The following is a 19,501-nucleotide window of genomic DNA, read 5'->3' as shown; positions in this document are numbered from 1 at the left end:
CCGTCGAGATAGTCGATCGTCACCTAATCCGAAAATGATGGTGAGCGGGCAGGCGGTAGCTGTCGGCAGAGCCGACACCGGTTGTTGTTGGTTGTGAAAGGGTCAGGCGGCGGGGGTGAGGGTGACGGTGTAGCCGAGGGCTTCGAGTTGGCGAACGTGACTGCGGCGCTTGTTATCCGGGTTGATGTGATGGGTGAAGTGATCGGCGCCGAGATCTATGAATGCGGTGTTGTGGTCGTGGAGCAGGTGCCAGACGATCACGAGGATGGAACGGCGGATGGCGACGACGGCGCGTTTCTTGCCCCGGCGTCTGGCGATGCGCCGGTAGCGTTCACCGAGGAATGTTTTGGTCCGCCCAGCGGCGACTGCGGCTTCGCCGAGGACCCTGGCGAGGTAGCGGTTGCCGTGCCCGGTGGATCCGTTGCCCTTGGTCTTGCCTGCCGAGGAGTTGATGCCCGGGGAGAACTTCGCCCAGGAGCACAGGTGCCCCGCGGTTGGGAACCGGGACATGTCGGTGCCGACCTCGGCGATGATGATCGCGGCGGCGACCGGGCCGATGCCGGGGATCTCATCCAGGCGCGCCGCCGCCGGGGCGAAAGGGGTCAACTGCGCCTCGATCTGTTCATCGACGGCGTTGATGTCGGCGGTGATACCGTCGATCCGGGCCAGCGTCCGGGCCAGCAGAAACCGGTGATGGTTACCGAAGTGTCCGTTGAACGCCTCCTCGTGTTGGCCGATCTTGGTGCGCATTCGTGATCGCGCCATCTGTGCCAGCACCTTCGGATCACGCTCGCCGCTGATCAACGCGGCCATCATCTCTCGCCCGGACACCCCGAAAATATCGGACGCCACGACCGAGAGTTTGATCCACGCATCCTTGAGGAGTTTCTCGACTTGGTTCTTCTCCGCCGTACGAGTGACCTGTCCCCGATAACGCGACCATCCAGTAGTCGAGTCCGGGTTGTTTCGTTCAGATTCAGTTGATGCTGCAGACCACCGGATGGTGGGTGTGGGTGCAGGCCGCAGCGTACTCGGCCGGGGTCAGATAGCCCAGCGCCGAATGTCGATGCCGCCGGTTATGGTCTTGCTTGAAGTCGCCGATCACCACGCGGGCCTCGAGCAGAGTTGTCCAATGGTTGCGGTTGAGACACTCGGTACGTAGTCGGCGTTTGAACGACTCGACATAGCCGTTGTTCCACGGCGTGCCCGGCGGGATGTAGACGATCCCCACCTTGTCGCCGCAGAACCGTTGCAGCGCTTGGGAAATCATCTCCGGACTGTTGTCGAGCCGCAGCACCTTCGGCGCACCGCGGACGGCGAACACCCGCTCGAGTTCAGCCACGAGGCGATCGGCAGTGATCGAGCGCTCGACCAGATGCAGCAGCGATTCGCGGGTGTGCTCGTCGACCATCGACGCGATCTTCACCGCCCGCCCGTCCGTGGCGGAGTCGAACTGGAAATCCAACGCCCACACCACTTTCGGCGCATCCGCCTCGGTCGGCGGCACCGACGAGACACCGGCCCGTTTGCGCGGGTGACGCTCACGCACCTGCAGGCCCTCCTCGCGCCACAGCCGATGCACCCGCTTCTTGTTGACCACGCTGCCCTCGTCGAACCGCAACGCCGCCCAGGCACGGCGGAACCCATGGCACGGGTGTTTCGTCGCATACGAGGGCAGCCACGCCCGCAGACCGGCATCCGGATCGGCCGGAGTCTGTGCCGGCGGCAACCGCCGGTAGGTGGATCTGTGCAGCCCAACAACCTACTTATTTCGTAGCGATTGGTTCGGCACCCCGGACGCCTGCCGCTATCGGGACTCTTGAGGTCCAATCCGAGACCGGCGTGGGGTGGTGTTGGTGATCGTTGCGTTGGTTCGGCCACGGTGACTCCTGGCTGCTCGCGGGGCCCGCGAGTCCTCTTGCAAGACAGCGAGCGCCACGGCCGGACCGATCTACTTGCCGGCCACCGACTGCTGCGAATCTCCTTGGGCGAGAAGTCCTTCTGTAAGGGCTGCAGCGGTGGGCGGTGAACGTCGCTACCTCGACCCCTACCAACAACCGGGGCTTGGAGCTCTCGTGCAAGGCCGCGGGCGAGGTGGCGGCGGGATCGGTCGGGCAGGGCATCGACACGGTGTGTCGGCCCTGTCCGGCCGTCGTAATCGATTGGGATAGCTCGTGGTTCGAGCCCTCCCGCACGACCAGACGCCCCGTGATTCGTGAGCTTCGAGCTCTGAGGAAGACCGGCGCCGTGCGGGTGAGCTGGGATCGCGAACAGCTCATCGGAGGCCAGCCCACAGAGGCTCGTAAGTAGGGCGCTGCGCGTTCTCGCCAGGGTTATCGACCACCGGAAAACACCTGATGGAGGACTGGATTGAGCAACTACTGTGGCGTGGACTGGGTCGAAGGCCATCACGACATCGCCATCGTTGATTCCGGCGGCACACTGGTCGCGAAGAAACGCATCGGCGACGACCCCACCGGATTCGCTGAGCTCACGCAGCTGCTGGCCGACGCCGGTGACACCGCCGAGGACCCGATCCCGGTCGCGATCGAAACCCCGCGCGGACTGATGGTCGCCGCACTGCGGGCGTCCGGCCGGCCGGTGTTCGCGATCAATCCGATGGCGGTGGCCCGCTACCGTGAACGTCACTCAATGGCACGCGCCAAGTCCGACCACGCCGACGCGATGACCCTGGCCAACATCCTGCGTGTCGACGCGCACCTGCACCGGCGGCTGCCCGCCGACAGCGAGCGTGCCCAAGCCATCACGGTGCTCGCCCGCGCCCAGCAAGATGCGGTCTGGCGGCGCACCAAGGCCAGCAACGAGCTCAGATCGCTGCTGCGCGAATACTATCCGGCATTCCTGGCCGTGTTCGCTGGTAAGTCCGCCACCAACCTCGCCAAACCCGAGGCCCGTGCTGTCCTGGCTATCGCCCCCACCCCCGCCCACGTCGCCAAACTCACCAAGACCCGCATCGCGAATGCTCTGCGCCGCGCCGGACGCCAGCGCAACATCGACGCACTCTCCGGCGAGCTCCTCGACGGCCTGCGGAGACCCCAGCTGCGCCAATGAGAGCTTGTTGAAAGGGCTTTCGGTCGGCAGGCCATGGCGCTGCTGGCCGTTCTCGATGTCGCTTGCGCCGGTGCTGCCGACCTCGAACAGGCTGCGGCCGAGGAATTCCGCAAACACCCCGACCACGCCATCATCACCAGCTTTCCAGGCCTGGCCGACCTCACCGGCGCCCGCGTGCTCGCCGAGATCGGCGACGACAGAACCAAATTCGCCACCGACCGCGCGCTGAAGGCCTACGCCGGATCTGCACCGGTCACCCGCGCATCCGGCAAGACGATCTCCATCACCCACCGCCGGGTCAAGAACGACCGTCTGGCCGCCGCCGGCTGGGTCTGGGCATTCACCGCCGCCGGTCGATACGGCCCGGCCCGCGAGCACTACCAACGCCGTCGAGCACATGGAGACGGCTAACCAACAGTCGACGAGTTCCTGAACCGTCCGATTGACTCCCTCCCTCTGATTCTTGCCTGGAACAGGCATGTTCGGCGTTCTCCTGCGCTGGACCACGGGAGTGAAGTAGCTTCGCCGTGGCCGATTGGATCGCGGCCTTGCCGAAGGTTCTTCACAGAGAGTGAAATCGAGGAGGCGTGGGTTGGGTCTGGCGGCGGTGCGGGACATGCGCGAGCTCCTGTCCTGTCCCGTTGAGACTGAGGCAGTCTCGTTGATCTGAGGTATTTGGCGAATCCGCCTCATCTACGTGAGACGGATGGTTACGGTGGGCCCGTTCGTGCGGCGGCGAGGTCCGGGGTGTGATGGCGACTGGTGGTGTGGCTACTGCCACTGCTGCTGTCTGCGGAACGGGCGTATTCACGTTGCGGTACTTGGAGATCGACGTCACGGGCCCGGTCGAGCGGCATGCTGTGCTGACGACGTGCTGGGGGACTCGGTTCGAGGATGTTCCGCCGGTGCGGCAGTTTCCAAGTTTCAAGGGACAGAAGAACTTTCCGGGTCTCTACTTCGCAGCGTGCATGGGTGGGCACATCGGGTTCGAGTCGTGGCTTGAGCGTGATCACCTCATGTTGCTCGACTTCTCGCCGCAGGTGACAGCGATTGCAGCGCAACCATTTTGGTTGTCGTGGCCGACAGGTGAGATGCGGCGGCGGCATGCTCCGGACTTCTTCGTCCGGCTGGCCGACGGCCGGGGTGTGGTCATCGATGTGCGGGCCGACGATCGGATCGAGGACTCGGATGCGGAGGCGTTCGCGGCGACTGCTGCGGCGTGTGAGTCGGTGGGCTGGGGTTACCGCAGGGTCGGCACCCCGGAGGCGGTGCTTGTCGCGAATGTTCGCTGGCTGGCCGGATACCGGCATGCTCGGTGCCTGCGTGCCGAGCACCGGATGCGGCTGGTGGAGGTGTTTTCCGGGCCGAGACCGCTGCTGGAAGGTGCGGAGATGGTGGGTGACCGGCTGACGGTGTTGCCGTCAGTGTTTCATCTGCTGTGGTCGGGAACGTTGTCCGCGGACCTGGAATCGGCGCCGTTGACCGGGCACTCGATGGTGAGCCTTTCCGGGGAGGGCCGATGACGGTGTCGCGCCCGCTGGGGCTGCAGGTGGGTGAGCAGATCAGTCTCGATGGCGCCTCCTTGACGGTCGCCGCGTTGTCCGGGGGCCGGGTCGTCCTGGTCGATGTGACCGGGGAATCGCGTGACCTCGCGCTGAGTGATCTGTTGTCCGCGAGCGGATTTCGCATGGTCACACGGGCACCGGCTGCGTTGCCACCGCAGGGGCTGGTCGACAGTGTTCCAGCGGGCATAGCTGAGCAGGCCCGGTGGTGGGAACACCACATCGTCGAGGTGATCACCGGAGTTCCGCCGGAGACCGGGCGCACGGCGCGACCCAAACCGGAATACGACCCGCGCACGCGCAGTCTGCGGCAGCGCGAACTGGCGAAGGTGGACGAGTTGTCCCGCGCGGGAGATACGGTGCCGTTGAGCACGTTCCAGCGGATGCGGCTTGCTTACGAGAAACAGGGTGTGTGGGGTTTGATCGACCATCGCAGCACCCGGCGGCAAGGCGCCCGGACCGATGAGCGAGTGCTGGCCGCGATCGGGAAGGCGGTGGCCGAGCAGGCGAACCAGTCGACGGGCACCGTCGGCCGCCTGCGGCGCCGCGTCGAGCAGCTGCTGATCGCCGAGGACATTGATCCGGCGGTGGTGATGCCGGCGCGGGCGACCTTTTATCGGCTGGTCTCGCAGATCGCGGCGGGCAAGCACACGTTCGGGTCGGCGCGCACACGCCGGTCGCTGGCGCAGCGCCCGGACGGGCCGTTCGGCACGGTGACGGCGCTGCGGCCGGGTGAATGGACCCAGATCGATTCCACGCCTTTGGACGTCCGCGTGGTGCTGGACAACGGGGTGGTGGATCGGGTCGAGCTGACCTGGATCATCGACTTGGCCACGCGCACGATCCCGGCGGCGGTGCTGCGCCCGACGACGAAGGCGGTGGACGCGGCGCTGCTGCTGGCGCGAGCGATGACGCCGGAACCGATGCGGCCGGGCTGGCGTGACGCGCTGCGGATGTCGCGGTCGGTGCTGCCGCACCGGAGGCTCACCGCGATCGATGCCCGGCTCGAGCATGCCGCTGCGCGTCCGGTGATCGTGCCCGAAACCATTGTCTGCGACCACGGCATGGCCTACATGTCCGCGGCGTTCCGCAATGCCTGCCGCGCCATCGGCATCACCCTGCAGCCCTCCCACGAGGGTTCTCCCTGGGAGAAGGGCACGGTCGAGACCAGTTTCTCCGCGGTCGGCACTCTGTTCGCCCAATACGTCGCAGGCTATGTCGGCTCGAGCGTCGAACGACGCGGACGAGGCGCGGAAACCGGCGCGGTCTGGTCGATGCTCGAGTTGCAGGAATTACTGGACGAGTGGTTGGTGACGACCTGGGCGAATCGGCCCCACGATGGGCTACGGCACCCGTTGATTCCCGCAAAAGCGTTGTCGCCGAACGAAATGTATGCCGCCCTGGTGGAAACCGCGGGATACGTTCCGGTCCCGCTCGGCGCTGATGACTACATCGAGTTGCTGCCGGTCCGTTGGCGGGCGATCAACGCCTACGGGGTGAAGATCGCTCACCGCACCTACGACTGCGCCGAACTCACTCCCTACCGCCGTCAGCATTCCGGGGTGAACGCGCGAAAAGGGTTGTGGGAGGTCCACTACGACCCCTACGACGTCACCCGCATCTGGGTCCGCAACCACCGCGACGGCGGCTGGATCCAAGCCCCGTGGACACATCTGCGGGCTGATCCGACGCCTTTCGGTGAACAAGCATGGGACCACGCCCGGCAGATGCTGGCCCGCCGCGGCACCGACCCGGCCACCGAAGCCGAGATCGCCGCAGCAGCAGCACAATTGCTCGACACCGCCGAACAAGGCCCCGACACAGCGACCAAGCGCGGCAAATCGACGACCAAGGACCAGCGGGTGGCAGGGCGGACCAGAGCGGTCTCGGCCGCCGAGCGGCCAGTTCCGCCACGGCAACCCGCACCGACCTGGGATGAAGATGAAGACACCGAGGACGACGACTCGTTGGCCGAGGTGATCCCGTTGGGCGTCTTCGACGCCCGCGAGGAGGCCAAGAAATGGTGGTAGCCGGCCACAGCGCCGAGCCCGCAGACGAATTCGGAACTACACTGGAGGCCGATCTGCGCGAGCCGACGATGACGCTGGCCGGATGGCGCAAGTTCGTCGACTCACCCGACGCCTCGTTCGACCTGCTCCCGGACAAAAGGTGGGCGGCTCTGTCGGATTCGAACCGGGACGCCTACGACGAGGCCCGCATCGACTATCACTCCGAGATGATCATCGTCGCGACCTCCACCGTCCGCGAGGTCGCCCGCCAGGGCCGGTTGCTGACTTTGTTGAATCGGCGCGAGATCAGCGCCCGCCGCGGGCTGATCGTGTCCGGTCAGCAAACCACAGGCAAGACCACCGCGCTCAAACAGCTCGGCCGCACCCACGAACTGATGGTGCGCCAACGCTATCCGAGCAGGCTGGCCGACCGGATCCCGGTGGTCTACGTCACCACCCCACCGAAAGGGTCGCCACGAAAGCTGGCCATGGAGTTCGCTCGGTTTCTCGGTCTGCCGCCGGTCAAACGCGGCTACAACACCACCGATATCGCCGACGTGGTCTGCCAGCTCATGCTCCAAGCCAGGGTGGACCTGGTACTGGTCGACGAACTACACAACCTGAACCTGGCCACCGCGGCCGGGGAGGACATGTCCGACCACTTGAAATATTTCACCGAGCACCTGCCGGCCACCTTCGTTTACTCCGGCATCGACATCGAGCGCAGGCTGTTCACCGGAGTTCGAGGCAAACAGATCGCCGGACGATGCGTGCTGATCAACACCGGCCCGTTCCCCTGCGACGCCGAATGGAAGGGACTGATTGCCACCCTCGACAACGCATTACGCCTGCACCGTCACCAGCCGGGCACCTTGCCCCGGCACGCCCGCTACCTGCACCAGCGCACCGGCGGCATGATCGGCAGCCTGTCGCACTTGATCCGCGCCGCCGCCCAACTGGCGATCCTGGAAGGCGACGAGGCCATCACCCGCAAACTGCTCGACTCCATCCCCCTCGACCACGCCGCCGAATCCGCCCGCCACGGCGCAGCCTGATGCCGCCGTTCGGCTTCCGGCCAGGACCGCCACATCGACTCCCGTTCCCCGTCGCACCATTCCACGGCGAGACCATCGGGTCATACCTCTACCGGCTCGCGACCGCGAACCTGATCCACCCCGACGACCTGCGCATACACCTGATCGGCACCCCCAACCGGCCAGCCGCAGTCCCGCTGGCCAGCCTCGCCGCAGCCACAGGGCGAGCACCACAGGACCTCATCCACGCCCTACCGGAACTGCGCCCCGGCGTCGAACCCGGCACCACTCCACCGCTGCCCGCACACGTTCGCCGCCGAGTCTGCCTGCGCTGCGCTCGGCGCCGCAGCACGTTCGTCTTCGCCGTCACCTGGAAGCCGGTCGACACCGTGCTCTGTCCTAAACACCGCATCTGGCTGGGATCACGTGGTCGTTCCTACCTCGATCAGCAATACAACGTCGACGGCCTTACCGATATCCTTCGCGCACAACGCCGCCACCAGCGCCTCGCACACCACGTCGGACCCACCATCGCCGCTCTCGCCTTCACCGAGGCCACCAGAATCACCGGCACCTGGGCGCGTCACGGACGCCACCTCGACCGGCGCAACCCCCTGATCCGCGCCTTCCGAACCAAACTCCCGCTCACAGGCAAACTCCACAACGGTGACCCACTCACCGCTGTCGTCACCTACCCCGAAACCGTTGATCTGGCCCATGTTCTCGCGGACTTCCGCTGGCGCTACCCCCGCCCCGGACTCGCTTCGACCGCCATCCACGAGTTCGCCCGCGCGGTCAACCACACACTCGGCATCAACTACCAGCACTCCACCGAAGGCTACGACGGGCTCTATCCCTGGCTGCGAAAACGCCACACCCTGGTCGATCCGGACCATCAGCGCTCGGTGGACCAACTGCTATCAAAGAACTCTCACCCCGACCGACAATCTGACGATCTGCCTCATGATCAATGAGACCAGCACCTCGACGACCGTCCCACGAAGTTGAGGCACCGCAGGCAGAGACAACACAGTGCCTCATCTCCAATCGGACAGGACACGGGCGCAGGGTGTGGTGCATCTGGACCCAGCGACGGCGGTGTTCGAGGGCATGTTGGAGGGGTGGGCGCGGCAGCAACGCACACGATTCCTGAAGTGGGACAGCACGATCAAGCCTCGGCTATCGCTGGTGCGGCGGTTGGCGGCGTTCTCCAACCAGTATCCGTGGGAGTGGCAGCCGACCGAGGTGGAGGCCTTCTTCGACCATCTGCGGGCGGGGAACCCGAACTTCACCGTCGCCACCGCCCGGCAGTACCAGAACTCGTTGAGGATGTTCTGCGACTTCATCTGCGACGGCCGCTACGGATGGCAGCAAACGTGCCACGAGCAGTTCGGGCAGGTGCCTGCCCAGATCTTGCACGAGCACAACAGCGTCGTGCATGTGACCGAGTTCGAGGGTCGCCCGGGTCGGCGTCCGCTGTCCTACGAGGAGGTGCAGGCGCTGTTCGATGCGGCCGACGGCCGCGTGGAGGACATCCGCAAACGAGGCCGCAAGGGCGCGCTGGCAGCGATGCGGGATTCCGCGCTGTTGAAAACCGTTTATGCCTTCGGATTACGTCGTCGTGAGGCGGTCGGTATCGATCTGGTGGACCTGCGTCACAACCCGAAAGCACCGCAGTACAACAGGTTCGGGGCGGTGTTCGTGCGGTGGGGTAAGTCATCCAATGGAAGCCCGCCCAAGCGGCGCACAGTGTTCACCGTGCCGGAGATGGACTGGATCGTTGGCGTGCTCGAGCACTATCTCAGCGAGGTCCGGCCGAGGTTCGACGTCGGTAATCATCCGGCGTTGTGGGTGAGCGAGCGGGGTGGGCGGTTGTCCAAGCGCAGCGCGAACGAGGCGTTCCAGACATGCCGGGAGGCCGCGGGCCTGGCCTGCGAGTTGGACTTACATTCGTTGCGTCACAGCATGATCACTCATCTCGTGGAGTTCGACTACCCCGAGAGATTCGTCCAGGACCAGGCTGGGCACGCCACCGCGAGTTCGACTGCCATCTATACCGGTGTTTCGGACGAATACCGTAATCAACTGTTGCGCCGGAAGCTTACCGAACGCCACGGCGACCTGTGGGAGGACAACGGCTGGTGATCAGGAAGATGGGCTATCGCTGGAACCTGCGCCGGGTTATGGCCGCCAAGGACATGTTCCAGACAACCGATTTGGTGCCGGCGCTGGCCGAGCGCGGGATCATCCTGTCGCGTGAGCAGGTGTTCCGGCTGGTCACCCAACCGCCGCAACGATTGTCGATGGACACCCTCGCCGCGCTGTGCGACATCCTGGACTGCACGCCGAACGACCTGATCGAGATCCAGACCGTCAACACCGAGATCCGCAAGGCAGCCGGAGACAAGCACGGACCGGCACCGGCGGTGCGGCGCACCTCGATTCGCAAGCCTCCAGGGCTGTGAGCCTGCCGCCGTCGGAAGTTGCGCGGCTGGCCCGGCAGGCGGCACGCCTGGAGTCGGCGCTGGACTCCGCTGTCGCGCAGTGCGCCACAGGCGCGCAGACTAACCGACGTCGGTGGATCTGGGCTGAGTCGGCGCTTCACGCCAATCTCGATTAGTAGCGCACTCGGTCGCGACCGAGTGGAGATGTTGAATGGTCCCTCGGCGCTCACATGTCTTCGTTTGTGAATCCGCAGGTGCACCGACTTTGCTGTCGCCGCAAATACCGATACTCGAGGCCGCCAATGCTGGCCGGGAGATGTTTGGCTCCGGCACGCAATTCAAGTACGAGGTGCTGGTATCCGACGGCGAGATCGTTCAGTTGAACATTTATGTGATGGAACACCGAATCCGGCTCGCTGGCCAGTGTTGTGAATGCCAGGGCTGTGAGATAAGCCATACGGTCGACGACGCAGCCGACGGTCTCGGTGTGTAGTAGCGCGCTTGGCCTCGGCGTCGGTGTCATCGCGGCAACCAAATAGTCGATGGCACCGATCCATCGCAGCCGTGCGTCATCGAGATGTCCGCCAGCATGCGTGGCGCGCTCAAGCCACATCTCGTGTAATAACGCGAGTTCAGTGGCGGCGGCGAGGATCGGATTGTCGCCTGTCGGCCCGCCTCGGCAGACCCGTAGGAGCTCGTCCTTGTCGGGAATCGTGTCGGTTCGCCGAGTTGTCATCAGTCGCCTCCTGCGGGCACAGGCAGCCGTCGCGAACCGGCAACGTCGTCGTAGCCGTCGACCAGCTCGAGCAGACGATGCCAGGCGGTGTGCACTCTCGGCTCGGCCGTGGTGGCAGCTGTCGTCGGAACTGTTTCGGCTCGGACCCGGGCGTCCGCGATCCGATCGCTCACCAACCCGACTGTTTCGGTATGCAGGGTGCCGCCGCAACTGTGCTGCTCGATCGCCAAGTCGATCCGGTGTACGAGATAGCCACTTTGGCAATATTCTCCGCGCACGGCATCGGTGTATGCGCTATCGCTGGAGGTGCGGTGCCAGTCCGCCAGCGGGCTGTCCCATCGCGCCGCCGGGTGATCGTCTGTGTGGTGACGGCTTCGAACAGCGCACAGCACCTTCCGCGCCGACGGCAACGGTTCTATGTGATGCATAGCCGCGCCTCCCGTGAGCAGACGGCGTCACTGGTGCGGCAGGGTGGAGCACTTCCGTTATCAGCTCCGGCCATGGCGTGCAATTCAGTGAACAAAAGCGGCACTGCTGCCTCCGAACCTGAGTTCGTAATTGTCGTGACTAGACGTTTCTGTCAAATCCGTGGTGGGAAGGCGCCTGCCGGTGCAGCATCGTGACTGCCTGTCCATCGCTGAGGGAGTACGCCTTTCCAGGCGTCTGTTACTCCGCACAGACAATAATGCAGGGGACTCTCCCCAGTATGTGCTCTGTGGTTGGTCCACCAGAATGGGCGCCTCGGACGTGCGATGCAGGGCATCGAGGTACTGCTGGCAGTGGCTGCCATGTCCAGCGTGCTCGCCGAGCACGAAACGAGCCTCCTCCCATCCCATCGGCGGAGGTACATCGGCGCAGTACCTGTGCCGTTCCCGCCACAGGTCGATTATCGCGGGCGTTATGGCAGCCATCGTGCCTCCATCAGATGTAGGGAGGGGCTGCGAGGATTGCCCAATGCTACCCGTCCACACTGACAGGAATCGGGTTCCGTCAGCCATTCGGCGAATTCCGCCGGCGCGTTCGCGACGCTGTCGAATGCCGCCATCACCGAGTGCTCGAAATTCGAAGATCGGTCACTGGTAGTGCGCACGGCGACCGTGCTTTCCCGTCGTCTCGCAACCGGAGCCGACTGTCGCTGCGCACGTGCGACTGTATCCATCACAAATTCCTCCTCTCCATCTATTCCATCTATGACATGACTTTAAGACGATCGCAGTCAGGTCTACATGGCACGGAGGTGGAGTCTGTCGTCATGGAGTAGCCCGCGCCTGGGTTCGCAAAAGATGGACACGTGAGGTACCACTTTGGTGGTATCAATTTCCGTCCGCGATTGGTCCGCCCTCGTGGTGAGGAAGGAGATATGTATGCAAACCAGTGGGCGGTCAAGTCCCGGGGCGTGGTGTAGCTGGGGTGGTCACCGCATGATCCGGTTATCGGTCAGGCAGTGAGTTCTGCCGGTGCGGGTCCTCCTGTTCGTCGATGGGCGTGAGGCCGCGTGAGCGGGCCAGGACGTCGAGACCCAGATAACGTCGGCCCTCGATCCACTCGTCGTGTTGCTCGGCCAGCACAGCCCCGACCAGCCGGATGATCGACCCACGGTCGGGGAAGATGCCGACCATGTCGGTGCGGCGGCGGATCTCCTTGTTCAAGTGTTCCTGCGGATTGTTCGACCAGATCTGGCGCCAGATCTGTTTCGGGAACGCGGTGAACGCCAGCAGGTCCGCGCGGGCGGCGTCGAGGTGATCGGCGACCTTCGGCAGCTTCTCAGCCAGGGCGTCGAGCATCGATCATCTTGGGCGGCAACCGATTCGGTGTCGGCTTGATCGAACACCGAATGCAACAACGTCCGGCCCCAGGGCCAGGACGATTTCGGGCAGACCGACATCAAGTTCACCGTGAAGTGGGACTGTAAGGTAATAACGTGTTGTTTTGTGGTGCAAGGTGTTTCGGAGTGCTATGGGGGCGGTGAGGGAGGATGTCGAGCGGTTGTAGGAGCGGTTTGATGTGCTGTTGCCTCACCTGAACGAGCGTCAGAGGCGTCTGACGCTGGCCACCGAAGCGGACTGCTGGGACATGGTGGTGTGCGGACGGTGGCCCGGATCGCGGGAGTCAGCGAAACCACGGTCCGCGAGGGCGTTTTCGAGTTGGAGTCCGGCCAGGGCGCCGTTGCCCGAGGGGCGGGTGCGACGCGTCGGCGGGGGGCCGCAAGCCCGCCGACGAGGTCGATCCGCAGCTCTTGGCGGCGCTGCTGCGGCTCGTTGAGCCAGACGAGCGTGGCGATCCGGAGTCACCGTTGCGGTGGACGACCAAATCTCTGCGGCATCTGGCCGAGGAACTGACCCGGCAGGGACATCCAGTCTCCGCACCGACGGTTGGTAAACTGTTGTGGGACAATGGTTTCAGCATGCAGGCGAACGCCAAAACACTGGAGGGACGCCAGCATCCGGACCGGGACGGGCAATTCCGTTACATCAACGAGCAGGTCAAGGAACACCTCGGCGCCGGCGAGCCTGTGATCAGCGTTGATTCGAAGAAGAAAGAACAACTGGGTCGGTTGCCCAACGGCGGGCGGGAATGGCGGCCGCAAGGCGAACCGATTGAGGTGGAAGACCACAGCTTCTTCTTCACGGGACCCGATGTGGCGCAGGCGATCCCATATGGCGTCTACGACCTGGCCGCCGACGCGGGCTGGGTCAACGTCGGGGTCGACCACGACACCTCCGCGTTCGCGGTGGCCTCGATCCGCCGCTGGTGGCACAACCGTGGATGCCAGGACTACCCGCAGCCGAGCAAGTTGCTGATCACCGCGGACGCGGGTGGTTCCAACAGCTACCGCTACCGGTCGTGGAAGGCCGCGCTGGCCGCCGAGACCGGGCTGGCGATCACCGTCTGCCACTTCCCGCCGGCATCAGCAAATGGAACAAGATCGAGCATCGACTGTTCTCTCAAATCACCATGAACTGGCGGGGCCGACCACTGACCAGCCACGAGGTCGTGGTCAACACCATCGCCTCGACCCGCACCCGCACCGGCCTGCGCGTTCACGCCGAACTCGACACCGGCGACTACCCGACCGGCATCGCGGTCAATACCGAACAGTTCCAAGCGCTCCCGGTTCAGCCGCATAGTTGGCACGGCAGCTGGAACTACACCATCGCACCCACCGGGGCCACTGCCTCCGAACACGTGCAAGATCGTGACCGCGCCCGGGCCGAGGTGCTGGAACTGCTCACCGACCCGCGCGTGACCGGCATGACGCGCGTCGAACTGGACGAACTGTCAGCACAGCTGGCGCCGGGCCAGGCCGCCCGCGCGGCGCAACGCCGCTGGCAACAGCGCGGTGGCCGACGTCGCCATGCGCCCGGAGCCGGTAGCAGACGTCTGCTCTCCGATGCGGCGGGCGTACTGATCACCATCGTCTACCTGCGCCAACTCTGCTCGCAGAAGGTGCTGTCCGAACTGCTCGAATTCAACCCGAACTCGATCGGTGAAATCATCGCCGAAACCCGCGCACTCCTCGACGAGCACGATCATCGCGTCACCCCGGCCACACAACTGCGCTTCACCAGCGCCACGGCCGTCCGCACGTTCCTACACGACAGGTCTGAACCCGGACCCACCCCACCGCCGTCACCGGTACTGTCCGAACCGGCCCTGACCGGAATGCCCCAGCACAAACTCCACCACCTCATCGAACGCCTCGCTCCCCGGCAGGCCGCCGTGACCGAGCGATACCGGCACACTCGCCGCGGCGGCGAACGCATGCCCGGCGCACGCGGCGGAGTCTTCGTCGAGAAGATCACCGACGCCGACAGAGTCCTGGCGACAGTGCTGCTGCACCGCAAACTCTGCACCCGCGAGACCCTCGCCGAACTGTTCGGCGTCAGCCGCGGCACCATCGGCAACGCAGCCCTCCTGGTCAGCCCCCTCCTCGAACAGGACGGCACCACCATCACCCCCGCGCCCACCCGATTCCGCACCGCCGCAGACCTTCTCGCCGCAATACCACGATCGGACACCAACACAGCCGACTCGACACCTTGATTCCTTACAGTCCCACAGTGGGTGCGGCAACGCTGCCAGGACGCGCCGGGCAGGGTCGCCCCGATCACGCCCACCAAACCCGCGTGCGCGTCACTGGTGACCAGTGCGACCCCGCTCAGGCCGCGGGCGACCAGGTCGCGGAAGAACGCCAGCCAACCGGCCCCGTCCTCGCCGGAAACCACTTGCAGGCCAAGGATTTCGCGGTATCCCTCGGCATTGACGCCGGTGGCGATCAAGGCGTGGACATTGACCACGCGCCCACTCTCGCGGACCTTGAGCACCAGGGCGTCGGCGGCGACGAACGTGTAGGGGCCCTGGTCGAGTGGGCGGGTGCGGAATGCTTCGACCTGGGCATCCAGATCGCGGGCCATCATCGACACCTAGGATTTGGACAGTGTTGTGATGTTCGACGAGTTTCTCCATCCGGCGGGTGGAGACCCCGAGCAGATAACAGGTCGCCACCACGCTGGTGAGGGCGCGTTCGGCGCGTTTGCGGCGTTCGAGCAGCCAGTCCGGGAAATAGCTGCCCGACCGCAGTTTTGGATCGCGACGTCGATGGTGCCGACGCGGGTGTCGAAGTCGCGGTGGCGGTAGCCGTTGCGGTGGTTGACCCGCTCGTCGCTGCGTTCGCCGTAGCCGGCGCCGCAGGCCGCGTCGGCCTCGGCGCCCATCAGGGTCTGGATGAACGTCGAGAGCATCGTGCGCAGCAGATCGGGACTGGCAGCGGCCAATTGATCGGACAACACCGAGCTCGGGTCGATACGCTGAATATCGGTCATCGCGTGGGACTTTCTTCCTTCAGTGACTTTGGCGGTCTGTTGAAGGATCACGCGATGGCCACCCTCATGTCCGGGGTTCGGCACTCATCGGGCCGAGCTGCGAGCTGCTACACCATCTTGCTGGACGCAACCCAGTGGGCCTGCCGCAGAAGTGCTGACGACGTTCGCGCCGAATAGGAAGAGTGTCGTGATCATTGGTGCCGGGCGGGTGGTATTTCTGCGGGTATCGCTTTGTGTCAGACTGGCTTCGACATGAAGATCTTCGAAAGTCACAAAAGTCACAAGAGGATCTGTCCGCCGAGTGGAGTGGTCTCACTCGACCTATCGGAATATACATCCTGCACAAATTTGGGAATACTGAGGCGCCATGTGCGGCGATCGAAAGCCGCGTCAGTCGGCGGGCTCCTCGGTAAGGTATTCCGCGGCGCCCGTGGTTGGTACGCCGGATCAGGAATTGCGGTTGGCCATATGTTTTCGACCCGCAGTGGCTGGGCTTCGACGACTGGACTGGCACACCTGCGCACGCGCCGGTGCCTCGGACCTGCCTATTGCCGCCGCGTGGCTGGTGTACGAGGTGCGGCCGACCGAACACGGCGCCGAGACGGCAGCCGCTTCTTTCTCGGTCGTCCTGAGATCCTGGGATCCCATCACACACCTGACAAACCGACGTTTCGCCGCAGCATGCACAGCGCGCCCCGCCGCGTGTCGCCGCCTCGCCTGGGGAGACGACTCGCCGCCAGGAGATGGCGTGAAACGTGCTGCACCACTGGCGCGCGGAGATGAACCATCTCGAAGATTTCGTGCCTAATCTGTACAAGGAACTCGAGGATATCCGTTAAGTCGAACTCGGCCGGTCGCTGCCATCGGATCGGTGCCGGTGACGTTGCGGATCCCCGAAAGCCCGGTGGCCGCGGGTCATTTTCCGACATGGATGAGGTCGGGGTTGTTTTGCCGCGCTGCGGTCCTTACGTATGCAGCCCGTATACCAGCGCTGCGGTAACGGATCACTACGCGAGGGTCATAGCCGAATCGTCGCAACAGATGACCGGCCAACCGCGAGGATCTGTGTGCCGGCTGGCGACGGCAACACCACCAACATGAGGGCGAGAGCCAACCGGTCGACCAGCCGCGCCCAGCAAGTGCAAGGGTGCCGCCGGCTCAGTTGAACCCGCCACTTCGCACCCATAGTTGACGCGGCTGAGCGCCGCGGCTGGCCTATGCAGTCTGTCGTGGTACGTCGATCCGACGGAATTAGGGGTCTATAAACCCGGCGCCGCACTGGGGGATTTCCTCTGTGGCACAGAGGAAACCGTTGGTACACTAGTTTATCGTTCGCGAAGCATCACGGGAGCATGGACACTGTTTCCTGGCCCGATGACGCGCACCATCAATTCGATACCCGCAGCCGCGCGCTGATCGACGAATGGAGTCGAGGCAAAACCGTGACGGCCACAGATTCCACCTTCGGGCCATACCCGCTTGCCCGGCGTCGCCTTTAATGTCACATCATCCACGTCAAAGCTGATGCGACTCTGAGGTGGATGGCAGTAGGGCGCGTGGCAATTGCCGGTTCCCCGAAGAATTGTCGAGGAAGGGCGGTGAGCCTGTGCGCATCTTGAGTAAGCGGTGCCGTACTTTCGAGTATGCGGCGACGGCCGCAGGCCCGTGCGCTGTCGCGCTGCAACCCTCGGCCGTTGGGAAACGGAAGTCCTTCCATGATTGTCTACTGGTGGCAGTGACTGTGGACTTCGGTGATCTCGCGCTGACGAGTGTGGCGGTAAAGGTCGTGCAATGGCTCGCCACCGAGACCGATGCGGCGCAGATCGTTGTCCATGGCTTCGTGAGCCTTCCCGGCCCCGCTGGAAGATTCTCCGGCCGAATCGATTTCGATATTCTATCGGAGATTGCTGACGCCTTGAACGTGCCGACTGAACTCGCCGAACGGCTGTCGGATAGTGGCGCGCGAGTTCACGTCATACCTTTCGGCTGGCAAAACGATAGTCGCATGGAGGTAGTCGAGCGGCCAGGAGCGCAGCACACTATACCCTATCGGTCGACGGTATCGGCACGACCATGCGGTAGTCGCCTACGGACCTCATTCCGTCTTTCTGACATCTCCGCCAGGTAAAGGAATTCAACGAAATGCCTGCTTCGAATTCATCGGCTCATACTTCGGAAAACGCTTGTCTTACTGACGAATCGCAGGCGCCACATACACCTGTACATCAAGATTCATACCGACCCCCGACTCCGAAAATTTTTGTCCACTGAATGTCCGTTTTGTCCGGATACACTTACTGTGACGCAGGCAAGAGTCATCTTGCAGGTGCATCGACTGTGCGACCGCGACTGCTGCTGACACCGACAGGAAGCCGCCCGAATCATCGCCGAAGCCCGGCGCTATGGAAGGCGAGTGGTGCGACACAAGCGTACTTCGGAGAACCATCGAATATGACTGAACTGAGGTCCGAATGACCAATTCGCCGATCGATTACGACGGCTTCCGTGTCGCATTGTATTCCCCGGAGTTCTCCGCTGATCCGCATTGCGTCTATCGAGAGATGCGCGAACGTTACGGTTCGCTGGTCCCGGTAAGCCTCGCTCCTGGAGTGCCTGCCACCCTGGTGATCGGCTACCGGGCCGCCGTACGGATCCTCCACGACCCTGAGCGCTTCCCGGCTGATCCGCGCATCTGGCAACGAGATATCCCCGCCGGCTGCCCGGTGCTGCCGATATTGCAGTGGCGACCGACTGCTATCCGTAGCGCCGGGATGGAGCATGCCAGGTACCGGAATGCGAACGTGGCCGCCATCGGTGGGGTCGAACGTCGCCGGTTGCATGACACGGTGGAAGAGATCGCCATGTCGACGATCAATCGCTTTTGTGAAGCAGGTAGTGCCGATCTGGTCGCCCAGTACGCATTTCCTGTCGCATTCGAGGTTATCAATGCCATGCTCGGTTGCCCCGCAGACATCGGGCAGCGAGCGGCCGCTGGCCTTGCAGCGATGTTCGATGGCATCGACGCCGACCAAGGGGACGCTATGCTCGGCGGAGCCTTGATGGAGCTGGTCGACCACAAACGCATTGAGCCTGGCGAAGACATCACCACCCGGCTGCTCAAACACCCTGCTGGGCTCGACGATCTGGAAGTCATGCAGCAGTTGGTCCCGATCTACGGGGCCGGGGTTGTGCCGTTGCTGAATCTGATCGCCAATACATTGCTGCTCATCCTCACCGATGACCGGTTCGCGGGCGATGTTCTGGGCGGCAGCCTGTCGACGCGGGATGCGATCGATGAGGTTTTGTTCAACGATCCGCCTTTGGCGAACTTCTGCTTCACCTATCCGCAGCAGCCTATCGTGATCGACAATGTGTGGCTGCCGGCTCATCAGCCAGTGGTGATCAGCATGGCTGCCTGCAACAACGATCCCGGGATCCACGAGGGGGATCACACCGGCAACCGTTCGCATCTGGCATGGAGCGCCGGACCACATGCCTGCCCCGCCCGAGAGGCTGCATATCTGATTGCTCAAGACGCCATCGACCAAATCCTCGACATTCTTCCCGACATCCGGCTGGCAATAGCCCCTGAAGAGCTGACATGGCGGCCTGGGCCATTCCACCGGGCGCTCGCTACTCTGCCAGTGGTCTTTCCCGCATCGTCTTTCCCGAGTGGCGGCATGAGACCGCCGTGGAACGCCGCTACCACGGTTCCGCCGCCACTGTAGGGGTTACCGGTGTACCGCAATCCGGAATCCGTCGTATCAGCGACCGCTGCGGAGGTGGAATCCCGTCGCCAAGGCAGACAGCAGGGCCGTCCA

13 protein-coding genes and 3 pseudogenes are annotated in these 19,501 nt (G+C 64.1%); 10 read left to right on the top strand and 6 right to left on the bottom strand.

Translation table 11 applies throughout. From position 1 onward, the window contains the following. Positions 1 to 102: 102 nt before the first annotated feature. Both ACQP1G_RS25760 and ACQP1G_RS25755 read right to left on the bottom strand, forming a co-directional pair. A complete protein-coding gene (locus tag ACQP1G_RS25760; RefSeq protein WP_433208810.1) occupies positions 103 to 1,002 on the bottom strand; it encodes an IS110 family transposase in 900 nt (299 codons plus the stop codon). Then, positions 977 to 1,753 carry an IS3 family transposase gene (locus ACQP1G_RS25755; RefSeq protein WP_433208807.1) on the bottom strand — a complete coding sequence of 259 codons (777 nt, stop codon included), beginning with the start codon at positions 1,751 to 1,753 and terminating at the stop codon, positions 977 to 979. The genes ACQP1G_RS25760 and ACQP1G_RS25755 overlap by 26 nt, the downstream gene beginning before the upstream one ends. Before the next feature lie 617 nt (positions 1,754 to 2,370). Here ACQP1G_RS25755 and ACQP1G_RS25750 point away from each other — a divergent pair. The 8 genes from ACQP1G_RS25750 (at position 2,371) to ACQP1G_RS25715 (ending at position 10,142) form a co-directional block, all read left to right on the top strand. Then, positions 2,371 to 3,072, top strand: a complete 702-nt coding sequence (locus ACQP1G_RS25750) for an IS110 family transposase (protein WP_433192147.1) — start codon at positions 2,371 to 2,373, stop codon at positions 3,070 to 3,072. Positions 3,073 to 3,105: 33 nt separating this feature from the next. Further along, complete coding sequence (locus ACQP1G_RS25745) at positions 3,106 to 3,483, top strand: transposase (protein ID WP_433192146.1); 378 nt, start codon at positions 3,106 to 3,108, stop codon at positions 3,481 to 3,483. Positions 3,484 to 3,824: 341 nt separating this feature from the next. Next, positions 3,825 to 4,595: a TnsA-like heteromeric transposase endonuclease subunit gene (locus ACQP1G_RS25740; RefSeq protein ID WP_433208557.1), complete on the top strand. Its 771-nt coding sequence runs from the start codon at positions 3,825 to 3,827 to the stop codon at positions 4,593 to 4,595. Continuing rightward, positions 4,592 to 6,664 carry a Mu transposase C-terminal domain-containing protein gene (locus ACQP1G_RS25735; protein ID WP_433192145.1) on the top strand — a complete coding sequence of 691 codons (2,073 nt, stop codon included), beginning with the start codon at positions 4,592 to 4,594 and terminating at the stop codon, positions 6,662 to 6,664. The genes ACQP1G_RS25740 and ACQP1G_RS25735 overlap by 4 nt, the downstream gene beginning before the upstream one ends. Then, the gene (locus tag ACQP1G_RS25730; protein WP_433192144.1) at positions 6,655 to 7,698 is read left to right on the top strand and encodes a TniB family NTP-binding protein; all 1,044 of its coding nucleotides are present in this window, start codon (positions 6,655 to 6,657) and stop codon (positions 7,696 to 7,698) included. The genes ACQP1G_RS25735 and ACQP1G_RS25730 overlap by 10 nt, the downstream gene beginning before the upstream one ends. Next, the gene (locus ACQP1G_RS25725; RefSeq protein WP_433192143.1) at positions 7,698 to 8,651 is read left to right on the top strand and encodes a TniQ family protein; all 954 of its coding nucleotides are present in this window, start codon (positions 7,698 to 7,700) and stop codon (positions 8,649 to 8,651) included. The genes ACQP1G_RS25730 and ACQP1G_RS25725 overlap by 1 nt, the downstream gene beginning before the upstream one ends. Positions 8,652 to 8,787: 136 nt before the next feature. Continuing rightward, complete coding sequence (locus ACQP1G_RS25720; protein WP_433208804.1) at positions 8,788 to 9,822, top strand: tyrosine-type recombinase/integrase; 1,035 nt, start codon at positions 8,788 to 8,790, stop codon at positions 9,820 to 9,822. Next, the gene (locus ACQP1G_RS25715) at positions 9,819 to 10,142 is read left to right on the top strand and encodes a helix-turn-helix domain-containing protein (RefSeq protein WP_433192142.1); all 324 of its coding nucleotides are present in this window, start codon (positions 9,819 to 9,821) and stop codon (positions 10,140 to 10,142) included. Before ACQP1G_RS25720 ends, ACQP1G_RS25715 begins: the two co-directional genes overlap by 4 nt. A gap of 205 nt (positions 10,143 to 10,347) precedes the next feature. Here ACQP1G_RS25715 and ACQP1G_RS25710 read toward each other — a convergent pair whose 3' ends face one another. The 3 genes and pseudogenes from ACQP1G_RS25710 to ACQP1G_RS25700 all read right to left on the bottom strand — a co-directional run. After that, positions 10,348 to 10,857, bottom strand: coding sequence for a DUF4254 domain-containing protein (locus tag ACQP1G_RS25710; protein WP_433192141.1), 510 nt, complete (start codon positions 10,855 to 10,857; stop codon positions 10,348 to 10,350). Continuing rightward, positions 10,857 to 11,285, bottom strand: a complete 429-nt coding sequence (locus ACQP1G_RS25705; RefSeq protein WP_433192140.1) for a hypothetical protein — start codon at positions 11,283 to 11,285, stop codon at positions 10,857 to 10,859. The genes ACQP1G_RS25710 and ACQP1G_RS25705 overlap by 1 nt, the downstream gene beginning before the upstream one ends. Before the next feature lie 1,002 nt (positions 11,286 to 12,287). After that, positions 12,288 to 12,754 (bottom strand): annotated as a pseudogene (locus ACQP1G_RS25700) (transposase); the annotation flags it as partial. Between the two features lie 107 nt (positions 12,755 to 12,861). Here ACQP1G_RS25700 and ACQP1G_RS25695 point away from each other — a divergent pair. After that, positions 12,862 to 14,901: pseudogene (locus tag ACQP1G_RS25695) on the top strand (ISAzo13 family transposase). 17 nt (positions 14,902 to 14,918) lie between these two features. On the opposite strand, the pseudogene ACQP1G_RS25690 reads toward ACQP1G_RS25695, so the two are convergent. Then, positions 14,919 to 15,680 (bottom strand): annotated as a pseudogene (locus ACQP1G_RS25690) (IS256 family transposase); the annotation flags it as partial. Between the two features lie 2,471 nt (positions 15,681 to 18,151). On the opposite strand from ACQP1G_RS25690, the gene ACQP1G_RS25685 reads away from it, so the two are divergent. Beyond that, positions 18,152 to 19,408, top strand: a complete 1,257-nt coding sequence (locus tag ACQP1G_RS25685; RefSeq protein WP_433192139.1) for a cytochrome P450 — start codon at positions 18,152 to 18,154, stop codon at positions 19,406 to 19,408. Positions 19,409 to 19,501: the final 93 nt, after the last annotated feature.

Origin of the sequence: Nocardia sp. CA-107356 (genome assembly GCF_050946365.1) — a bacterium.
In the GTDB taxonomy this organism is placed as follows: domain Bacteria; phylum Actinomycetota; class Actinomycetes; order Mycobacteriales; family Mycobacteriaceae; genus Nocardia.
Note: the sequence above shows the minus strand (reverse complement) of the source record. Positions and strands in the feature narration are given on the sequence as shown.

Bases quoted from the DNA above. Each gene is read 5' to 3' on its own strand.
- ACQP1G_RS25745 (WP_433192146.1), top strand. From the start codon at position 3,106: ATGGCGCTGCTGGCCGTTCTCGATGTCGCTTGCGCCGGTGCTGCCGAC.
- ACQP1G_RS25740 (WP_433208557.1), top strand. From the start codon at position 3,825: ATGGCGACTGGTGGTGTGGCTACTGCCACTGCTGCTGTCTGCGGAACG.
- ACQP1G_RS25735 (WP_433192145.1), top strand. From the start codon at position 4,592: ATGACGGTGTCGCGCCCGCTGGGGCTGCAGGTGGGTGAGCAGATCAGT.
- ACQP1G_RS25730 (WP_433192144.1), top strand. From the start codon at position 6,655: ATGGTGGTAGCCGGCCACAGCGCCGAGCCCGCAGACGAATTCGGAACT.
- ACQP1G_RS25725 (WP_433192143.1), top strand. From the start codon at position 7,698: ATGCCGCCGTTCGGCTTCCGGCCAGGACCGCCACATCGACTCCCGTTC.
- ACQP1G_RS25720 (WP_433208804.1), top strand. From the start codon at position 8,788: ATGTTGGAGGGGTGGGCGCGGCAGCAACGCACACGATTCCTGAAGTGG.
- ACQP1G_RS25710 (WP_433192141.1), bottom strand. From the start codon at position 10,857: ATGACAACTCGGCGAACCGACACGATTCCCGACAAGGACGAGCTCCTA.
- ACQP1G_RS25705 (WP_433192140.1), bottom strand. From the start codon at position 11,285: ATGCATCACATAGAACCGTTGCCGTCGGCGCGGAAGGTGCTGTGCGCT.
- ACQP1G_RS25685 (WP_433192139.1), top strand. From the start codon at position 18,152: ATGACCAATTCGCCGATCGATTACGACGGCTTCCGTGTCGCATTGTAT.